The organism is Enterobacter sp. UCD-UG_FMILLET, assembly GCF_000762975.1.
In the GTDB taxonomy this organism is placed as follows: domain Bacteria; phylum Pseudomonadota; class Gammaproteobacteria; order Enterobacterales; family Enterobacteriaceae; genus Enterobacter; species Enterobacter dykesii.
The window spans coordinates 84,835-100,715 of sequence record NZ_JRJC01000047.1 but is presented as its reverse complement, the minus strand read 5'-3'; the positions used below and the strand labels follow the sequence as shown (position 1 = coordinate 100,715).

The following is a 15,881-nucleotide window of genomic DNA, read 5'->3' as shown; positions in this document are numbered from 1 at the left end:
CTCAAATAATTTTCCGCACGCATTCCCGCGCGCGGGATATATCGCCATAAAGGGATGACGACTCAAAGAGCCCGTATTTTAAAAACCAATAACACCCCTTCGCCACTTAAATAAATTCGATTAATTTGATTTAAGGCAATGTGATGTCAATCCTTGTTCAAATCAGCGGTAAATAGAGCATAGACCAATTCTGGTAAGGGCGAATGTTATGCTGTCGTGGCAGAGCGCCTCCCGCTATACTGCTGATAACTTGAAGGAAAAAGTGATCATTTCGCGGGGGATTTATGCTTCTCGAACGTGTGGAAATTGTCGGGTTTCGCGGTATTAACCGTCTGTCGCTGCAGCTGGAGCAGAACAACGTCCTGATTGGCGAGAACGCGTGGGGTAAGTCCAGCCTGCTGGATGCATTGACGCTACTGCTTTCTCCCGAAGACGATCTGTATCACTTCGTCCGCGACGATTTCTGGTTTCCGCCCGGTGACGTAACGGGGCGCGAGAAGCACCTGCATATCATCCTGACGTTCCGCGAATCCGAGCCCGGACGTCACCGCGTGCGTCGCTTCCGCCCGCTGTCGCCCTGCTGGGTGCCTTGCGATGACGGTTTCCACCGAATTTTCTATCGGCTGGAAGGCGAGATGGCGGAGAACGAGGGGGTACTCACCCTGCGTGATTTTCTCGATGAGAAAGCTAACCCGATCCCGCTGGACAATATCGACGATCTGGCCCGCCATCTGATCCGCCTGACGCCGGTGTTACGCCTGCGCGATGCGCGTTTTATGCGGCGTATTCGTAACGGAACCGTACCCAATATGCCGGAAGTGGAAGTCACCGCCCGCGAGCTGGATTTCCTGGCCAGAGAGCTGGTGTCGCGTCCGCAGAATCTTACTGATGGCCAAATTCGTCAGGGGTTGTCCGCAATGGTACAGCTTCTGGAGCACTATTTTTCCGAGCAGGGAACCTCGGAGTCGCGCCACCGTCTGATGCGCCGCCGCTCTCATGATGAGCAGCGAAGCTGGCGTTACCTCGACATCATTAACCGGATGATCGACCGGCCCGGCGGTCGCACCCATCGGGTGATTCTGCTGGGGCTGTTTTCAACGCTTCTGCAGGCCAAAGGCACCGTTCGTCTGGACCGGGACGCCCGGCCGCTGCTGCTGGTGGAAGACCCGGAAACGCGCCTGCATCCCATCATGCTCTCCGTGGCATGGCATCTGCTGAATCTGCTGCCGCTCCAGCGCATTACGACCACCAATTCCGGAGAATTATTATCGCTGACGCCGGTAGAACACGTATGTCGCCTGGTGCGTGAATCCTCCCGCGTCTCCGCTTTCCGGCTTGGGCCGGGCGGTTTGAATGCGGAAGACGGGCGGCGCATCGCGTTTCATATTCGCTTTAACCGGGCGTCGTCGCTCTTTGCCCGCTGCTGGCTGCTGGTGGAGGGGGAAACGGAAACCTGGGTTATCAACGAGCTGGCGCGCCAGTGCGGCCACCATTTTGATGCGGAAGGCATTAAGGTGATCGAATTCGCCCAATCGGGATTAAAGCCGCTGATAAAATTTGCCCGCCGGATGGGGATCGAGTGGCACGTGCTGGTAGACGGTGATGAGGCGGGCAAAAAATATGCCTCGACCGTGCGCAGCCTGCTGAACAACGAGCGCGAGGAAGAGCGCGACCATTTAACCATGCTGCCCGCGATGGACATGGAGCACTTTATGTATCGTCAGGGGTTCGACGACGTCTTCCACCGAATTGCCATGGTGCCGATCGATGTCCCGATGAACATGCGGCGCGTAATCGCCAAAGCCATTCATCGTTCGTCAAAACCGGATTTAGCCATTGAAGTGGCGACGGAAGCGGGGAGGCGGGGCGTGGAGGCGGTGCCGACCCTGCTGCGGAAGATGTTCTCCCGCGTGCTGTGGCTGGCACGCGGGAAAGCGGATTAGCCTTGGGTCGCCTGTTTCACCTGCTGAATCAGGCTATCCAGCAGTTCGTAGCGGCGGCGATATTCGGAGCGTTTTTTGCTGGCGATCTCTTCCATTGGTTTACGCGGCATGACGAGCGGCAGCATAAAGTTACCGCTGTCCTGCTTTTCACCGCCGAGGGAAAGCCAGAAACTGTCGTAATCGGCCAGCAGTTTGCCCTCTTTTTTCTTGCGGTAGCGCCAGCTGCGATAAATGTGCGTATCGTTACTGACGGCGACAATTTGCTCTACCGGGAACGCGGCGCCGAGGGTCATGGCGGCCTCGACCAGCAGACGTTTCGGGAACAGACCGTGGCAGGCTTTCGTCGCACTCTGGATCAGCTCATGGGGAACATGTGCTTTTGCGCCCTGCAAACCGCCAATGAACAGCGTTGATTTTCCCTCAAACTGGCATAGCGTAAAGGTCATCTCCGCCAGCGCCGTATTTTTAGCGTCACGGAAAACGAGGGTAGCTTCTCCCTCTTTATCCATAAACGCATCGGCACACAGGCGGACGGTAAATTGCTGTTCATCTTTTCCGGCTATGGTCAGCAGGGTCACGCCCTGCTTTGAGAGGTAACCCTTTGTCAGCGTCGCCGGCAGCTGGCGACACATCATCTGGTAGTGCCAGGACAGCGATTCCAGCGCACGCTGTCGATCCATATTGACCGTCAGCCATGGACGATGAAGGCGGCAGGGCAGCCCCGGCTGAACCTGGAGCATTTGCATCAGGTGCGGATGCCTGGCAAGCTCAGAAAGCAGACGCGCGGTGCTGAGCGGTGTCGCCAGTGAACGCAGCATGAACTTACGTCGGTAGGCGGTGTTTTCCCATGCCAGCCCGGGTGCGATCTCACCGAAAGCCAGGTTTTTGAAGAGCTGCCAGCCGGATTTTGGCTGCGGCAGGTTTGAAAGTGATGTATCGACGATAGAAGACATGGTAGATCCTGATCCTTTTGGAATATCGCTATTTCAGCAGGGGGAATGTCAACGTCTCGTAAACAAATTAGGGCGATTTCGGAGAACAGGGGTTTCGTTGAGGAGTCGTTTAGATAGAATCAACATTTATAATTGCCAGAACATTTATTTGGAATATTTATGAACCTCAAGGGAAAACGCAGAACGTGGTTTCTGCTGCTGGCGGTCGCGGTTTTAGCCGGTGGGTACTGGCTATGGCAGGTGCTGAATGCGCCGGTGCCACAGTATCAGACGCTGATTGTTCGCCCGGGCGAACTGCAGCAAAACGTCCTCGCGACGGGCAAGCTTGACGCGCTGCGCAAGGTTGACGTCGGCGCTCAGGTCAGCGGCCAGCTGAAAACGCTGTCGGTTGAGATTGGCGACAAGGTGAAAAAAGGTCAGCTGCTCGGCGTTATCGATCCTGAGCAGGCTGAGAACCAGATCCGCGAGGTGGAAGCCACGCTGATGGAGCTGCGCGCGCAGCGTGCGCAGGCGCTGGCAGAGCGTAACCTGGCACAGGTGACGCTGACTCGTCAGCAGGCGCTGGCTAAAACTCAGGCTATTTCGAAACAGGATTTAGATACTGCCACCACCGAACTGGCGGTGAAACAGGCGCAAATTGGCACGATTGACGCGCAAATCAAGCGCAACCAGGCCTCGCTGGATACGGCAAAAACCAACCTCGACTACACCAAAATCGTCGCGCCGATGGCGGGCGAAGTCACCCAGATCACTACGCTGCAGGGCCAGACGGTGATTGCCGCGCAGCAGGCGCCAAACATTCTGACGCTGGCGGACATGAGCACTATGCTGGTCAAAGCCCAGGTTTCAGAGGCGGATGTGATCCATCTTAAGCCGGGACAGAAGGCCTGGTTTACGGTGCTGGGTGACCCGCAAACGCGCTACGAAGGCGTGCTGAAGGACATTCTGCCGACGCCGGAAAAAGTTAACGACGCTATCTTCTACTATGCCCGCTTTGAGGTACCAAACCCGCAGGGCGTGCTGCGTCTGGACATGACCGCACAGGTGCATATCCAGCTGACCGGCGTGAAGAACGTGCTGACCATTCCGCTCTCTGCGCTCGGCGAGTCCGCCGGGGAGAGCCGTTATAAAGTGAAAGTGCTGCGCAACGGCGAAACGCGCGAGCGCGAGGTCGTGATCGGCGCGCGCAACGACACCGACGTGGTGGTGGTGAAAGGGCTGGAAGAGGGCGAGGAGGTTGTTGTCAGCGAAAGCCTGCCCGGAGCCGCCAAATGACGGCGCTGCTTGAGCTGAATAACATTCGTCGCAGCTATCCGTCCGGCGACGGCCCGGTGGAGGTGCTGAAGGGCATCTCCCTGCGCGTGGAGGCGGGCGAGATGGTGGCTATTGTCGGGGCATCGGGGTCCGGTAAATCGACGCTGATGAACATTCTCGGCTGCCTGGATAAGCCGACCAGCGGGACCTATCGCGTGGCCGGGATGGATGTCTCCACGCTGAACGGCGACGCGCTGGCGAAGCTGCGCCGGGAACATTTCGGCTTTATCTTCCAGCGTTACCATCTGCTCTCTCACCTTAATGCGGCACAGAACGTGGAAGTGCCTGCGGTCTATGCGGGCGTTGAGCGGAAAAAGCGCCTTGAGCGCGCGCAGATGCTGCTGACGCGTCTGGGGCTGGCGGAACGGGTGGAGTACCAGCCGTCGCAGCTTTCCGGCGGCCAGCAGCAGCGCGTGAGTATTGCCCGCGCCCTGATGAACGGCGGGCAGGTGATCCTCGCGGATGAACCGACCGGCGCGCTCGACAGCCATTCCGGCGAAGAGGTGATGGCGATCCTGCACCAGCTTCGCGATCGGGGGCATACGGTGATCATCGTCACCCACGATCCGCAGGTGGCGGCGCAGGCGGAACGCATTATTGAGATCCACGACGGCGAGCTGGTCAGCAACCCGCCGCCGCGTGAGTCCAGGGCTGCGGCGCCGAAAGAAGCGCTGCCGGCATCAACCGGCTGGGGGCAGTTCTCCAGCGGCTTTCGCGAGGCGCTGACCATGGCGTGGCTGGCGATGGCGGCCAACAAAATGCGTACCCTGTTGACGATGCTCGGCATCATTATTGGTATCGCCTCGGTGGTGTCGATTGTGGTGGTGGGCGACGCGGCGAAGCAGCTGGTGCTGGCCGATATCCGCGCCATCGGCACCAATACCATTGACGTCTATCCCGGCAAAGACTTTGGCGACGACGAGCCGCAGTATCAGCAGGCGCTGAAGTATGACGATCTGGCGGCGATTCAGAAGCAGCCGTGGGTGAACTCCGCCACGCCTGCGGTTTCGCAGAACCTGCGTCTGCGCGTGGGCAATGTTGACGTGGCCGCCAGCGCTAACGGCGTGAGCGGAGACTATTTCAACGTCTACGGCATGACCTTCAGCGAAGGCGCCACCTTCAACGCCGAGCAGCTGGCGGGCAGGGCGCAGGTGGTAGTGCTGGACGCAAACTCGCGCAGGCAGCTCTTCCCAAATAAAGCCCACGTGGTGGGCGAAGTGATTCTGGTTGGCAACATGCCTGCCACGGTCATCGGCGTGGCGGAAGAGAAGCAGTCGATGTTTGGCAGCAGTAAAATCCTGCGCGTCTGGCTGCCCTACACCACCATCTCAGGGCGGATTATGGGGCAGTCATGGCTGAACTCCATCACCGTACGCGTGAAGGAGGGCTACGACAGCGCGCTGGCCGAACAGCAGCTTGAGCGGCTGTTAACCCTGCGTCACGGGAAGAAAGATTTCTTCACCTGGAATATGGACGGCCTCTTGAAAACGGCGGAAAAGACCACACGTACTCTTCAGCTGTTCCTCACGCTGGTGGCGGTGATCTCGCTGGTCGTCGGCGGTATCGGGGTGATGAATATCATGCTGGTGTCGGTCACCGAGCGCACCCGGGAGATCGGCATCCGCATGGCGGTCGGGGCCCGGGCCAGCGACGTGCTGCAGCAGTTTTTGATTGAAGCGGTACTGGTGTGTCTGGTCGGCGGGGCGATGGGCATTGCGCTCTCGATGATGATCGCGTTTGCGCTCCAGCTCTTTTTACCCGGCTGGGAGATTGGCTTCTCGCCGGTTGCGATTATCACCGCGTTTTTATGTTCGACCTTTACCGGCATTTTGTTTGGCTGGTTGCCCGCCCGCAACGCGGCGCGGCTGGATCCGGTGGACGCGCTGGCTCGGGAATAACCCGAAAATAAAAATGCCAGCCGATCGGGCTGGCATTTTGACTGCGGGATGTACACAATAAAACAAAGAGCTATGCAACCGTCTCTGCTTCAACGGGTACGATTAGGCTGGCATGATTGCCTTTTGGTCCCTGATGTACATCGAACCGGACGGACTGCCCGGCTTTGAGCGTTCTGTAACCATCCATCTGAATGGTGGAATAGTGAGCGAAGATATCCTCGCCGCCGCCTTCGGGGCAGATGAAGCCAAACCCTTTGGCGTTGTTGAACCACTTAACAGTACCCATTTCCATGCTTCGACATCCTTCGTAAATCTTATAAGTTAAGATGGAATGAACCGGTGGTGGAGTGGGGGCTGTTCAAAACCTCGCCATCTCACGCTTGTACAATTTAGAGAAACGAAAGAAGTCGTCAAGCGTTTGGCGCTGGAGATGGGACAATAATCAACCAAAGTTTGAAGCAGTTAACGCTATTGCAACAGTTTGTGACAGACATCGCGGATGACAGTAATAGATGATTGTTATCTAACATCTGAGGTAGATTCAAAGTGGTTATGCATAATGGGTAAGACCAACGATTGGCTGGATTTCGACCAGCTGGCGGAAGACAAAGTGCGCGATGCGCTAAAACCGCCATCTATGTATAAAGTTATGTTAATGAACGATGATTACACGCCGATGGAATTTGTTATTGACGTGCTACAAAAGTTCTTTTCTTATGATGTAGAACGTGCAACGCAACTGATGCTTACCGTTCATTATCGTGGCAAAGCTATCTGCGGCATCTTCACAGCCGAAGTGGCGGAAACCAAAGTGGCGATGGTGAACGACTATGCGAGGGAGAACGAGCATCCGTTGCTGTGTACGCTGGAAAAGGCCTGATAAGGCATAAAATTGGGGGAGGTGCCTATGCTCAATCAAGAACTGGAACTCAGTTTAAACATGGCTTTCGCCAGAGCGCGTGAGCACCGACATGAGTTTATGACCGTCGAGCATTTACTGCTCGCACTGCTTAGCAACCCATCTGCCCGCGAAGCGCTGGAAGCCTGCTCCGTGGATCTGGTGGCGCTACGTCAGGAACTCGAAGCCTTCATCGAACAAACCACACCGGTGCTGCCAGCCAGTGAAGAAGAGCGCGACACGCAGCCGACGCTCAGCTTCCAGCGCGTGCTGCAGCGCGCGGTATTCCACGTCCAGTCTTCCGGGCGTAGCGAAGTGACTGGCGCAAACGTCTTAGTCGCCATCTTCAGCGAGCAGGAGTCACAGGCTGCCTACCTGCTGCGCAAACACGAAGTCAGCCGCCTCGACGTGGTTAACTTTATTTCTCACGGAACGCGTAAAGACGAGCCTAACCAGGCATCGGATTCCAGCAATCAGGTCAATAACAATGAAGAGCAAGCAGGCGGGGAGGATCGTATGGAAAACTTCACCACCAACCTTAACCAGCTTGCTCGCGTTGGCGGTATCGACCCGCTGATTGGTCGCGATAAAGAGCTGGAGCGCGCGATCCAGGTGCTGTGCCGTCGCCGCAAGAACAACCCGCTGCTGGTGGGCGAGTCAGGCGTGGGTAAAACCGCGATTGCTGAAGGGCTTGCCTGGCGCATTGTGCAGGGCGACGTGCCGGAAGTGATTGCCGACTGCACCATCTACTCGCTGGATATCGGCTCGCTGCTGGCGGGCACCAAATACCGCGGTGATTTTGAAAAACGCTTCAAGGCGTTGTTGAAACAGCTGGAGCAGGACACCAACAGCATCCTGTTTATCGATGAGATCCACACCATCATCGGCGCAGGTGCGGCCTCCGGTGGCCAGGTGGATGCCGCGAACCTGATCAAACCGCTGCTCTCCAGCGGCAAGATCCGCGTGATTGGCTCCACGACCTACCAGGAGTTCAGCAACATCTTTGAGAAAGACCGTGCGCTGGCGCGTCGCTTCCAGAAAATCGACGTGACCGAACCGTCCGTCGAGGAAACGGTGCAGATCATCAACGGCCTGAAGCCGAAGTACGAAGCGCACCACGACGTGCGTTACACCGCGAAAGCGGTACGTGCGGCGGTGGAGCTGGCGGTGAAATACATTAATGACCGTCACCTGCCGGATAAGGCGATTGACGTGATTGATGAGGCAGGGGCGCGTGCGCGCCTGATGCCGGCCAGCAAGCGTAAGAAAACCGTTAACGTGGCGGATATTGAGTCCGTGGTGGCCCGCATCGCGCGTATTCCTGAGAAGAGCGTTTCTCAGAGCGACCGCGACACGCTGCGCACCCTCGGCAATCGCCTGAAAATGCTGGTCTTTGGTCAGGATAAAGCCATTGAGGCCTTAACCGAAGCGATCAAGATGGCCCGCGCCGGGCTGGGGCATGAACATAAGCCTGTCGGTTCCTTCCTGTTTGCCGGTCCAACCGGCGTGGGGAAAACCGAGGTGACGGTTCAGCTCTCCAAAGCGCTGGGCATTGAGCTGCTGCGCTTTGATATGTCCGAGTATATGGAGCGTCACACCGTCAGCCGTTTGATTGGTGCGCCTCCGGGCTACGTGGGCTTTGACCAGGGCGGCCTGCTCACCGACGCGGTAATCAAGCATCCGCACGCGGTACTGCTGCTCGATGAAATCGAGAAGGCGCACCCGGACGTGTTCAACATCCTGCTGCAGGTGATGGACAACGGGACGCTGACCGACAACAACGGGCGCAAGGCGGACTTCCGCAACGTGGTGCTGGTGATGACCACCAACGCCGGGGTGCGTGAAACCGAGCGTAAATCCATCGGCCTGATCCACCAGGATAACAGCACCGATGCGATGGAGGAGATCAAGAAGATCTTCACGCCGGAATTCCGTAACCGTCTGGACAACATTATCTGGTTCGATCACCTGTCTACCGAGGTGATCCATCAGGTTGTGGACAAGTTCATCGTCGAGCTGCAGGTTCAGCTGGATCAGAAAGGCGTGTCGCTGGAAGTGAGCCAGGAGGCCCGCAACTGGCTGGCCGAGAAAGGCTATGACCGCGCGATGGGGGCCCGTCCGATGGCGCGCGTGATTCAGGACAACCTGAAGAAACCGCTGGCGAACGAGCTGCTGTTTGGCTCGCTGGTGGACGGCGGCCAGGTGACCGTGGCGCTGGACCAGGCGAAGAACGAACTGACGTACGATTTCCAGAGTGCGGCGAAGCACAAGCCGGAAGCGGCTCACTGAGTTATAAGGTAAAAGCAAAACGGCAACTTCGGTTGCCGTTTTTTTTGTTTTCTCCCTCTCCCTGTGGGTGTACGGTCCGGGGACATAGTGAACACTTGTTCGGGGACATGGTAGACACTTACAACTAAGGCATAAGAACCCGTTTATGGAGTCGCTTATGCCCTGGGATGCGAGAGATACCATGTCATTACGTACTGAGTTTGTTTTGTTCGCCTCGCAGGACGGGGCGAACATCCGTTACCTCTGCCGTCACTACGGCATTTCACCTGCCACCGGCTACAAGTGGCTTCAGCGCTGGGCTCAGGAAGGCCCTGTACGGTCCGGGGACATAGTGAACACTTGTTCGGGGACATGGTAGACACTTACAACTAAGGCATAAGAACCCGTTTATGGAGTCGCTTATGCCCTGGGATGCGAGAGATACCATGTCATTACGTACTGAGTTTGTTTTGTTCGCCTCGCAGGACGGGGCGAACATCCGTTACCTCTGCCGTCACTACGGCATTTCACCTGCCACCGGCTACAAGTGGCTTCAGCGCTGGGCTCAGGAAGGCCCGTCCGGCCTTCAGGACCGCCCGCGCATACCGCACCATTCCCCGAACCGCTCATCTGACGACATCACTGCCCTGCTGCGCATGGCCCATGACCGCCATGAGCGCTGGGGAGCCCGCAAGATTAAGCGCTGGCTCGAAGACCAGGGGCACCGCATGCCCGCCTTCAGCACCGTCCATAGCCTGATGGCCCGCCATGGTCTGCTGCCGGGCGCTTCACCGGGCATACCCGCCACGGGACGGTTCGAACACGACGCGCCGAACCGCCTCTGGCAGATGGATTTTAAGGGCCACTTTCCCTTTGGCGGCGGCCGCTGCCATCCGCTCACCCTGCTGGACGACCACTCCCGTTTTTCCCTGTGCCTGGCGCCCTGTACCGATGAACGGCGCGAGACCGTGCAGCAGCAGCTGGTCAGCGTGTTTGAACGTTACGGCCTGCCGGACCGGATGACGATGGACAACGGCTCACCGTGGGGCGACACCACCGGTACCTGGACGGCGCTGGAGCTGTGGCTGATGCGCCACGGTATCCGGGTGGGCCATTCCCGGCCTTATCATCCGCAGACGCAGGGCAAGCTGGAGCGTTTTCACCGCAGCCTGAAGGCGGAAGTGCTGCAGGGGAAGTGGTTCGCGAACGAGGGCGAACTGCAGCGTGCCTTCGACCACTGGCGGACGGTGTACAACCTTGAACGCCCGCACGAGGCGCTGGATATGGCGGTACCGGGCTCGCGGTATCAGCCGTCAGCGCGGGAGTACAGCGGCAACACAACGCCTCCGGACTACGACGAGGGCGTGATGGTCAGGAAAGTGGATATCAGCGGAAAGCTGAGCGTGAAAGGGGTAAGCCTGAGCGCAGGCAAGGCGTTCAGGGGAGAACGGGTCGGGCTGAAGGAAATGCAGGAAGACGGCAGCTATGAGGTGTGGTGGTACAGCACGAAAGTGGGGGTGATCGACCTGAAGAAAAAGTCGATCACCATGGGTAAAGGATGTTAAAAAGTGTTCACCATGTCCCCGAACACCTGTCTACCATGTCCCCGGACTGTACAGAGCGTGAAAGGGGTAAGCCTGAGCGCAGGCAAGGCGTTCAGGGGAGAACGGGTCGGGCTGAAGGAAATGCAGGAAGACGGCAGCTATGAGGTGTGGTGGTACAGCACGAAAGTGGGGGTGATCGACCTGAAGAAAAAGTCGATCACCATGGGTAAAGGATGTTAAAAAGTGTTCACCATGTCCCCGAACACCTGTCTACCATGTCCCCGGACTGTACAGTGGGAGAGGGCCGGGGTGAGGGCATCAGGCCTCACAAATCAGCCCTGGCGCTTCTCCCACCCGCTCTCCTGCGCCGTAAACCCTAACGCCTGCATAAACGCCGCCATCACGCCGCGGTCTTCCACGCCCACGTCAGCCATCCACCATGAGGTCACGCTCGGGTTTTCGCGGATCACTTCTTCAATTAAATACTGGCCCACGCCGCGACGACGGGTGACGTCACGTACGCGCAGCGAGTCCAGCGCCCCTTCCGTACCGCTCAGGGTGACGCGAACCGCTGCCAGCAGGCGCTCGTTAAAACGCGCGGCATAAATGCGGTGGGTCTCATCCACGCGCAGCGACGAAGGGGAATATTCCGGCCAGATCTTGCCCAGGTCGATATGATCCTGGTCGCTAAAGGTCACCAGACGCACGATAGTCAGTTTCATTAGCTACTTGTCCAAATCAAATTGAGTAGACGCAGTGTACTCAATTTATTCCCTCAGCGGCTTTCTCTTTTTATTCTCATTAACCAGGTGATTAGTTTTTTGACAACGCGATGGGCAGTTTGAAAACACATGGATCGAAAAATAAGCAGAATTTTAACCTGAATGGTAGTGATTTATTCGGCGCTTTGTACCGTTATTTTATGCTGCAAACTGCACTTTTATTTGTTTATCTCTGCCTGATTTCAGAATATTATCTTTGCTTAATCGCCTGAAAAATAGAGATTTTAGTCTGGTTTTTGACAAAAACATGCGCTAAACCATTAAAGGCACTGGTAAAATAGCGTTGTTCATTAAAAGTACAGAATGCTTTTTAACCATAATAAAACAAAATATAAACACGACATCACGAATGGGGATTCAGAGATGAAAAGGAACGCGAAGACGTTAATCGCGGGGATGGTCGCACTGTCGATCTCGCATGCCGCCATGGCGGAGGACATTAAGGTTGCGGTAGTGGGCGCGATGTCCGGCCCTGTTGCCCAGTGGGGTGACATGGAGTTCAACGGCGCGCGCCAGGCCATCAAAGACATCAATGCTAAGGGCGGCATCAAAGGCGACAAGCTGGTAGGCGTGGAATATGACGACGCCTGCGATCCTAAACAGGCCGTCGCGGTCGCCAACAAAATCGTTAACGACGGTATTCAGTATGTGATCGGCCACCTGTGCTCATCCTCCACGCAGCCTGCCTCTGATATTTACGAAGACGAAGGCATTCTGATGATCACCCCGGGCGCAACTAACCCGGAGCTGACCCAGCGCGGCTACCAGCACATCATGCGTACCGCCGGTCTGGACTCCTCGCAGGGCCCCACCGCCGCCAAATACATCCTCGAGACCGTTAAGCCACAGCGCATTGCCATTATTCATGACAAACAGCAGTACGGCGAAGGCCTGGCGCGCTCCGTGCAGGACGGCCTGAAAAAAGGCGGCGCGAACATCGTCTTCTTCGACGGCATTACCGCCGGTGAGAAAGACTTCTCCGCGCTGATTGCTCGCCTGCAAAAAGAGAATATCGACTTCGTTTACTACGGTGGCTACTACCCGGAGATGGGCCAGATGCTGCGTCAGGCGCGCGCCACCGGTCTGAAAACTCAGTTTATGGGGCCAGAGGGCGTAGGCAATGCCTCTCTGTCAAATATCGCGGGGGATTCTGCCGAAGGCATGCTGGTGACGATGCCAAAACGCTATGACCAGGATCCGGCTAACAAGGCTATCGTGGATGCGCTCAAGGCGCAGAAGAAAGATCCGAGTGGTCCGTACGTCTGGATCACCTACGCGGCCGTACAGTCTCTGGCCACCGCGCTGGAACGCTCCGGCAGCAAAGAACCGCTGGATCTGGTGAAAGATTTAAAAGCGCACGGGGCGAACACCGTGATTGGGCCGCTGAACTGGGATGAGAAAGGCGATCTGAAGGGATTTGAGTTTGGTGTCTTTAAGTGGCACGCCGACGGTTCATCCTCGGCCGCCAAATAATTATCCCACCGCCCGGCATGACGGGCGGGTATAAAAAGGTTTGCATATGTCCGAGCAGTTTCTCTATTTCCTGCAGCAGATGTTTAACGGCGTCACGCTGGGAAGCACCTACGCGCTGATCGCCATCGGCTATACGATGGTTTACGGCATTATCGGCATGATCAACTTCGCCCACGGCGAGGTGTACATGATCGGTAGCTACGTCTCCTTTATGATTATCGCCGCCCTGATGATGATGGGCATCGACAGCAGCTGGCTGCTGGTCGCCGCCGGGTTTGTCGGCGCGATTGTGATTGCCAGCGCCTACGGCTGGAGCATCGAGCGCGTGGCCTACCGGCCGGTGCGCAGCTCCAAGCGCCTGATTGCGCTGATCTCCGCGATCGGTATGTCCATTTTCCTGCAAAACTACGTCAGCCTGACCGAAGGCTCGCGCGACGTGGCGCTGCCAAGCCTGTTTAACGGCCAGTGGATCGTGGGGGCCAGCGAAAACTTCTCTGCCTCTATCACCACCATGCAGCTGGTTATCTGGGTCGTGACCTTTATTGCGATGCTCGCCCTGACGCTGTTCATCCGCTACTCGCGTATGGGACGCGCCTGCCGCGCGTGCGCAGAAGACCTGAAGATGGCGAGCCTGCTCGGCATTAACACCGACCGCGTGATTGCCCTGACCTTCGTCATTGGTGCAGCGATGGCGGCGGTGGCGGGCGTGCTGCTCGGCCAGTTCTACGGCGTGATCAACCCGTACATCGGCTTTATGGCCGGGATGAAAGCCTTCACCGCGGCGGTACTGGGCGGTATCGGCAGTATTCCGGGCGCGATGATTGGCGGCCTGATCCTGGGCGTGGCGGAAGCGCTCTCCTCGGCGTACCTGAGCACGGAATATAAAGACGTGGTGTCGTTTGCCCTGCTGATTCTGGTTCTGCTGGTGATGCCTACCGGTATTCTGGGCCGTCCGGAGGTAGAGAAAGTATGAAACCGATGCATTTTGCAATGGCGCTGCTCTCTGCCGCCATGTTCTTCGTGCTGGCCAGCGTCTTTATGGGCGTCCAGCTTGAGCTGAATGGCACCAAACTGGTTGTCGATACCGCAGCTGACATCCGCTGGCAGTGGGTGTTTATCGGTACGGCCGTGGTGTTCCTGTTCCAGCTGCTGCGTCCGCTGTTCCAGAAGACGCTGAAAAACGTCTCCGGACCGAAGTTCGTCCTGCCGGCAATCGACGGGTCTACCGTTAAGCAGAAGCTGTTCCTCGTGGCGCTGCTGGTGGCCGCCGTGGCGTGGCCGTTTGTGGTGTCTCGCGGCACCGTGGATATCGCCACCCTGACCATGATCTACGTGATTCTCGGTCTCGGTCTGAACGTGGTCGTGGGGCTCTCTGGCCTGCTGGTGCTGGGCTACGGCGGCTTCTACGCCATCGGAGCTTACACTTTCGCGCTGCTGAACCACTATTACGGTCTCGGCTTCTGGACCTGCCTGCCGCTGGCGGGGCTGGTTTCAGCCGCCGCAGGCTTCCTGCTCGGCTTCCCGGTGCTGCGCCTGCGCGGTGACTACCTGGCGATTGTGACCTTAGGCTTCGGCGAAATCGTCCGTATCCTGCTGCTCAACAACACCGAAGTGACCGGCGGCCCGAACGGCATCAGCCAGATCCCGAAACCGACCTTCTTCGGACTGGAATTTAGCCGTACCGCCCGCGAAGGCGGCTGGGATACCTTCAGCAACTTCTTCGGCGTGAAGTATGACCCGTCCGACCGCGTGATCTGGCTCTATCTGGTGGCGCTGCTGCTGGTGGTGATTACCCTGTTTGTGATCAACCGTCTGCTGCGCATGCCGCTGGGCCGCGCGTGGGAAGCGCTGCGTGAAGATGAGATCGCCTGCCGCTCTCTGGGCCTGAACCCGACCCGCATCAAGCTGACCGCGTTTACCATCAGCGCCGCGTTTGCCGGTTTCGCCGGAACGCTGTTTGCCGCGCGTCAGGGCTTCGTTAGCCCGGAATCGTTCACCTTTGCCGAATCCGCCTTTGTGCTGGCGATTGTGGTGCTGGGCGGGATGGGCTCGCAGTTCGCCGTTATCCTCGCGGCTATCCTGCTGGTGGTCTCGCGCGAGCTGATGCGCGACTTTAACGAATACAGCATGCTGATGCTGGGTGGTTTGATGGTGCTGATGATGATCTGGAAACCACGGTCTTTAACTGTCTGACCGGCTTCTACAAGCCGACGGGCGGCACCATCATGCTGCGCGATCAGCACCTGGAAGGGCTGCCGGGCCAGCAGATCGCCCGCATGGGCGTGGTGCGTACCTTCCAGCACGTGCGTCTGTTCCGCGAGATGACGGTGATTGAGAACCTGCTGGTGGCCCAGCATCAGCAGTTGAAAACCGGGCTGTTCTCCGGCCTGCTGAAAACCCCGGCCTTCCGCCGCGCGCAGGATGAAGCGCTCGATCGCGCGGCGACCTGGCTCGACCGAATTGGCCTGCTGCAGCACGCCAACCGTCAGGCGAGCAACCTGGCCTACGGCGACCAGCGTCGTCTGGAGATTGTGCGCTGCATGGTGACCCAGCCGGAAATCCTGATGCTCGACGAACCGGCGGCAGGGCTCAACCCGAAAGAGACCAAAGAGCTGGACGAGCTGATTGCCGAGCTGCGCGACAGTCACGACACCACCATCTTGCTAATTGAGCACGACATGAAGCTGGTGATGGGCATTTCGGACCGTATCTACGTGGTAAACCAGGGCACGCCGCTGGCAAACGGCACGCCGGAAGAGATCCGCAACAACCCGGACGTGATCCGCGCATACCTTGGTGAGGCATAAG

At 57.7% G+C, this 15,881-nt stretch carries 12 protein-coding genes and 3 pseudogenes; 12 read left to right on the top strand and 3 right to left on the bottom strand.

Annotated features, from left to right (window positions below; genetic code table 11):
- Nucleotides 1–284 precede the first annotated feature (284 nt).
- Complete coding sequence (locus LA04_RS21635; RefSeq protein WP_047653126.1) at nucleotides 285–1,943, top strand: ATP-dependent endonuclease; 1,659 nt, start codon at nucleotides 285–287, stop codon at nucleotides 1,941–1,943.
- On the opposite strand, the gene LA04_RS21630 is transcribed toward LA04_RS21635, so the two are convergent.
- A complete protein-coding gene (locus LA04_RS21630; protein ID WP_047653124.1) occupies nucleotides 1,940–2,896 on the bottom strand; it encodes a VirK/YbjX family protein in 957 nt (318 codons plus the stop codon). The two genes, LA04_RS21635 and LA04_RS21630, sit on opposite strands and share 4 nt — an antisense overlap.
- Before the next feature lie 159 nt (nucleotides 2,897–3,055).
- On the opposite strand from LA04_RS21630, the gene macA reads away from it, so the two are divergent.
- Nucleotides 3,056–4,171 (top strand): macrolide transporter subunit MacA, encoded by a 1,116-nt coding sequence (macA, locus tag LA04_RS21625; protein WP_047653122.1) that lies wholly within the window; start codon nucleotides 3,056–3,058, stop codon nucleotides 4,169–4,171.
- Nucleotides 4,168–6,108, top strand: coding sequence for a macrolide ABC transporter ATP-binding protein/permease MacB (gene macB / locus LA04_RS21620; protein WP_047653120.1), 1,941 nt, complete (start codon nucleotides 4,168–4,170; stop codon nucleotides 6,106–6,108). The genes macA and macB overlap by 4 nt, the downstream gene beginning before the upstream one ends.
- Before the next feature lie 70 nt (nucleotides 6,109–6,178).
- On the opposite strand, the gene cspD is transcribed toward macB, so the two are convergent.
- Nucleotides 6,179–6,400 (bottom strand): cold shock-like protein CspD, encoded by a 222-nt coding sequence (gene cspD / locus LA04_RS21615; protein WP_006809408.1) that lies wholly within the window; start codon nucleotides 6,398–6,400, stop codon nucleotides 6,179–6,181.
- Nucleotides 6,401–6,667: 267 nt separating this feature from the next.
- Between cspD and clpS the strand changes: the two genes are divergently transcribed.
- The 5 genes and pseudogenes from clpS to LA04_RS24600 form a co-directional block, all read left to right on the top strand.
- On the top strand, nucleotides 6,668–6,988 hold the full coding sequence (gene clpS / locus LA04_RS21610; protein ID WP_006174393.1) for an ATP-dependent Clp protease adapter ClpS: 321 nt from the start codon (nucleotides 6,668–6,670) through the stop codon (nucleotides 6,986–6,988).
- 27 nt (nucleotides 6,989–7,015) lie between these two features.
- A complete protein-coding gene (clpA, locus tag LA04_RS21605) occupies nucleotides 7,016–9,295 on the top strand; it encodes an ATP-dependent Clp protease ATP-binding subunit ClpA (protein WP_014831269.1) in 2,280 nt (759 codons plus the stop codon).
- Nucleotides 9,296–9,452: 157 nt separating this feature from the next.
- Nucleotides 9,453–9,605, top strand: a pseudogene (locus tag LA04_RS23955) (helix-turn-helix domain-containing protein); the annotation flags it as partial.
- 91 nt (nucleotides 9,606–9,696) lie between these two features.
- A complete protein-coding gene (locus tag LA04_RS21600) occupies nucleotides 9,697–10,839 on the top strand; it encodes an IS481 family transposase (protein ID WP_047653119.1) in 1,143 nt (380 codons plus the stop codon).
- 54 nt (nucleotides 10,840–10,893) lie between these two features.
- Nucleotides 10,894–11,058, top strand: a pseudogene (locus LA04_RS24600) (IS481 family transposase); the annotation flags it as partial.
- Between the two features lie 92 nt (nucleotides 11,059–11,150).
- Here LA04_RS24600 and panM read toward each other — a convergent pair.
- Nucleotides 11,151–11,540 (bottom strand): aspartate 1-decarboxylase autocleavage activator PanM, encoded by a 390-nt coding sequence (gene panM / locus LA04_RS21595; protein ID WP_023310021.1) that lies wholly within the window; start codon nucleotides 11,538–11,540, stop codon nucleotides 11,151–11,153.
- A 423-nt stretch (nucleotides 11,541–11,963) separates the two neighbouring features.
- On the opposite strand from panM, the gene livK reads away from it, so the two are divergent.
- From livK to livG, 4 genes and pseudogenes are all read left to right on the top strand, one after another.
- Nucleotides 11,964–13,073, top strand: coding sequence for a high-affinity branched-chain amino acid ABC transporter substrate-binding protein LivK (gene livK, locus LA04_RS21580; RefSeq protein ID WP_047653117.1), 1,110 nt, complete (start codon nucleotides 11,964–11,966; stop codon nucleotides 13,071–13,073).
- Nucleotides 13,074–13,119: 46 nt separating this feature from the next.
- Nucleotides 13,120–14,046, top strand: coding sequence for a high-affinity branched-chain amino acid ABC transporter permease LivH (gene livH / locus LA04_RS21575; RefSeq protein ID WP_013099131.1), 927 nt, complete (start codon nucleotides 13,120–13,122; stop codon nucleotides 14,044–14,046).
- Nucleotides 14,043–15,266 (top strand): high-affinity branched-chain amino acid ABC transporter permease LivM, encoded by a 1,224-nt coding sequence (locus LA04_RS21570; protein WP_052119566.1) that lies wholly within the window; start codon nucleotides 14,043–14,045, stop codon nucleotides 15,264–15,266. The genes livH and LA04_RS21570 overlap by 4 nt, the downstream gene beginning before the upstream one ends.
- Nucleotides 15,242–15,880 (top strand): annotated as a pseudogene (livG, locus tag LA04_RS21565) (high-affinity branched-chain amino acid ABC transporter ATP-binding protein LivG); the annotation flags it as partial. The gene LA04_RS21570 and the pseudogene livG, both read left to right, overlap by 25 nt.
- Nucleotide 15,881: the final 1 nt, after the last annotated feature.

What these genes read in the sequence shown, in the direction of transcription:
- LA04_RS21635 (WP_047653126.1), top strand. Translation starts at nt 285, where the DNA reads ATGCTTCTCGAACGTGTGGAAATTGTCGGGTTTCGCGGTATTAACCGT.
- LA04_RS21630 (WP_047653124.1), bottom strand. Translation starts at nt 2,896, where the DNA reads ATGTCTTCTATCGTCGATACATCACTTTCAAACCTGCCGCAGCCAAAA.
- macA (WP_047653122.1), top strand. Translation starts at nt 3,056, where the DNA reads ATGAACCTCAAGGGAAAACGCAGAACGTGGTTTCTGCTGCTGGCGGTC.
- macB (WP_047653120.1), top strand. Translation starts at nt 4,168, where the DNA reads ATGACGGCGCTGCTTGAGCTGAATAACATTCGTCGCAGCTATCCGTCC.
- cspD (WP_006809408.1), bottom strand. Translation starts at nt 6,400, where the DNA reads ATGGAAATGGGTACTGTTAAGTGGTTCAACAACGCCAAAGGGTTTGGC.
- clpS (WP_006174393.1), top strand. Translation starts at nt 6,668, where the DNA reads ATGGGTAAGACCAACGATTGGCTGGATTTCGACCAGCTGGCGGAAGAC.
- clpA (WP_014831269.1), top strand. Translation starts at nt 7,016, where the DNA reads ATGCTCAATCAAGAACTGGAACTCAGTTTAAACATGGCTTTCGCCAGA.
- LA04_RS21600 (WP_047653119.1), top strand. Translation starts at nt 9,697, where the DNA reads ATGCCCTGGGATGCGAGAGATACCATGTCATTACGTACTGAGTTTGTT.
- panM (WP_023310021.1), bottom strand. Translation starts at nt 11,540, where the DNA reads ATGAAACTGACTATCGTGCGTCTGGTGACCTTTAGCGACCAGGATCAT.
- livK (WP_047653117.1), top strand. Translation starts at nt 11,964, where the DNA reads ATGAAAAGGAACGCGAAGACGTTAATCGCGGGGATGGTCGCACTGTCG.
- livH (WP_013099131.1), top strand. Translation starts at nt 13,120, where the DNA reads ATGTCCGAGCAGTTTCTCTATTTCCTGCAGCAGATGTTTAACGGCGTC.
- LA04_RS21570 (WP_052119566.1), top strand. Translation starts at nt 14,043, where the DNA reads ATGAAACCGATGCATTTTGCAATGGCGCTGCTCTCTGCCGCCATGTTC.